The organism is Sulfitobacter sp., from assembly GCF_041552635.1.
In the GTDB taxonomy this organism is placed as follows: Bacteria; Pseudomonadota; Alphaproteobacteria; order Rhodobacterales; family Rhodobacteraceae; genus Sulfitobacter.
In genome coordinates this window covers 1-2,090 of the sequence record NZ_JBFEKM010000324.1, presented here as the reverse complement: position 1 = coordinate 2,090, position 2,090 = coordinate 1, and the positions used below count along the sequence as shown (strand labels likewise).

Genomic DNA, 2,090 nt, shown 5'->3' with positions numbered 1-2,090 from the left:
TCCAAGACCCTAGAGCTGAAAGGGAGGACTACACTTGTCGCAGATATATAAAATTTCCTCAAATCTAGATGTAGAAGATGATATCAGCCGACAAAATGCATTGAGTGAAGTTCAAAATATCTCTGATCTACAACTACGATCTATTGCGATGATACCATCCGAGAACCTTGCTGGGCCCTGGAAAAACGCTTCACTGCTCGCTCACGCTGAGCTTGCACGACGAGATCAACTCACCCTGAGGCGCTTAACCCGACGAAGTACATTTTGGACAGGTACCATCGCAGTTTTTGGGGTTGTGGTCGGTGCACTACTTGCTGATTGGCTGGAAGATGGTGATCTCCGGCCAAGCCGCCAACTTAAATTCTCCGAAGAGAAGTTTCTTGAAAGATAAATATGACAGAGCCTAACTTTTTTCTCAACAATTGGCGCGAATTGAGCCAACTGCTTGGGCTGGTCTTGATTTTGGGCGGGGCAGCGACTGTCGCTTTCTCAGTATTTACAACTCAATCACGCGCTGGTTTAGATGGGGGCACCTATATCATGCACGATGACCCAAAAGAGTGGGGGAATTCCAGATCGGCAAAATTACTTCGCAGGACATCTTCTGGTGCATTGTGGGGACTGCTTTTAATCATCGTCGGCTCCGCACTTCAGGCGGCCCCTCTGATAGCCTCAATCTGGTTTGAGTAGTGCGATAATCAGCGAAACACAGAATTTTCTTGTGTATTCTGAAACCCAAAAGTTGATAGCGTACTACTGTGATACCTCACTCAGGATCTCCCTGATCGCAGCCTTGTCAGCGTTCGCCTGCTGTGCGCTGTTCAGGTGCTCGGAGGCGAGAATTGCCAGATCCCGATAGGTGGCCGGCTGCCGTGTCGAGATCGGGGTCGGCTCCAGTAGTTGCGCCGGCACCACGGGCTTGACCGTGATATATTCAGTCTTCCCCAGTCCGAAGCAGCCGCCCAAGAATAGCGGCAAGGTCAGGATCAATCTGCGCATTGGCGCACTCCCCAAGTTGAAGGTTTCGGATCTCTTCGATCGTCGCGTTCGCCTCGATCGACATTTGCCTCGCACGTCCGGCGCGCGCAGCGGCCACGTCAGCGGCCTCGCGGGCCTGGGCACGCGCCCAATTCAATGACACCTCGTTTCGCGTCAGACGCCCGTTCTCCGCCTCCAGATCGCTCACGGTACCAGACTGCCACCACAGCGCCCCGCACAGCCCCAAGCAAGCCAACAGTGCCACGACAGCCACATGGCGCATCATGTTAGCCACCAGATCAGCAGAACGGCGGCCACTGCGACGCCAACGGCAACGGCAACGGCAACGGCAAGCCAAATCACTTTTTCACACCCGACATGCAAACCTCATATCCCGCAGCCCGACGCCGCGCGAGGCCGCGCACAATCACGCCACCCGACTGGTTGTAAAAGGTGTGCCGATAGCAGGCGTCAGCGAAATCGCCACGGTTTGCGCTTTTCAATGCGGATGATTTCAGAACGGCGAACGGGCCCACGTTCCAGGACAAGTCCGTAAACACTGCATCGACTTGGGGCGGCATGTATCCGATCGTGACCCCTGCCCGATATTTGGACCAATACCGGTCACGCATGATCCGGAACAATCCGGCTTCGCATTGCTCGATCGTGCGGGTGTCCCCCATCGCCACGATCGAGCCGGTGTGGCTGGTTTCTCCGTAGCAGATCGTCGGCAGGTCAGGCTCGGGGATCGTATCAAGATATGCGCGCACACAGATACCTCGTGCGCTTTGCGCGCAGTTGAACGTGGGGCCCGTCCCTTCCCATTGCTTGGTCAGCGGGATCGCATAAACGGCAGTTTGCTCCCAGGGCGGCAGGGTCGATCCTGAAGGCGATGCGGCGACGGCTTTCTGTCCCGGTGCATTCCCCATCGCGAAAGCAGGCGCGGACACAAGCCACAGCAAGACAGCCGCTATGATGGCGCTGACACCCGCAAGCTTCAGCGTGCGAAGGATGCTTGGCAGGGTCTGGTCGATGAACCACCCGATGATGCCGAACACGATCAGGAACAGCATCACATAGCCCACGTGGTAGGGATCGATCACGGTGCCGGT

Annotated in this window: 4 protein-coding genes; 2 read left to right on the top strand and 2 right to left on the bottom strand. The window is 55.9% G+C overall.

The genetic code is table 11. From position 1 onward, the window contains the following. Positions 1-34: 34 nt before the first annotated feature. Entirely contained in the window at positions 35-391 is a 357-nt protein-coding gene (locus ABYT07_RS20685) for a hypothetical protein (RefSeq protein WP_372993885.1), read from the top strand. A 2-nt stretch (positions 392-393) separates the two neighbouring features. Further along, positions 394-690: a hypothetical protein gene (locus tag ABYT07_RS20680; RefSeq protein ID WP_372993884.1), complete on the top strand. Its 297-nt coding sequence runs from the start codon at positions 394-396 to the stop codon at positions 688-690. 244 nt (positions 691-934) lie between these two features. On the opposite strand, the gene ABYT07_RS20675 is transcribed toward ABYT07_RS20680, so the two are convergent. Then, positions 935-1,264 (bottom strand): hypothetical protein, encoded by a 330-nt coding sequence (locus ABYT07_RS20675; RefSeq protein ID WP_372993883.1) that lies wholly within the window; start codon positions 1,262-1,264, stop codon positions 935-937. A gap of 73 nt (positions 1,265-1,337) precedes the next feature. Next, positions 1,338-2,090 (bottom strand): glycoside hydrolase family protein (locus ABYT07_RS20670; protein ID WP_372993882.1); only part of this gene is annotated, 753 nt, incomplete at its 5' end.

Excerpts from the sequence above, each read along its gene's own strand:
- ABYT07_RS20675 (WP_372993883.1), bottom strand. The coding sequence starts at position 1,264 with ATGATGCGCCATGTGGCTGTCGTGGCACTGTTGGCTTGCTTGGGGCTG.
- ABYT07_RS20680 (WP_372993884.1), top strand. The coding sequence starts at position 394 with ATGACAGAGCCTAACTTTTTTCTCAACAATTGGCGCGAATTGAGCCAA.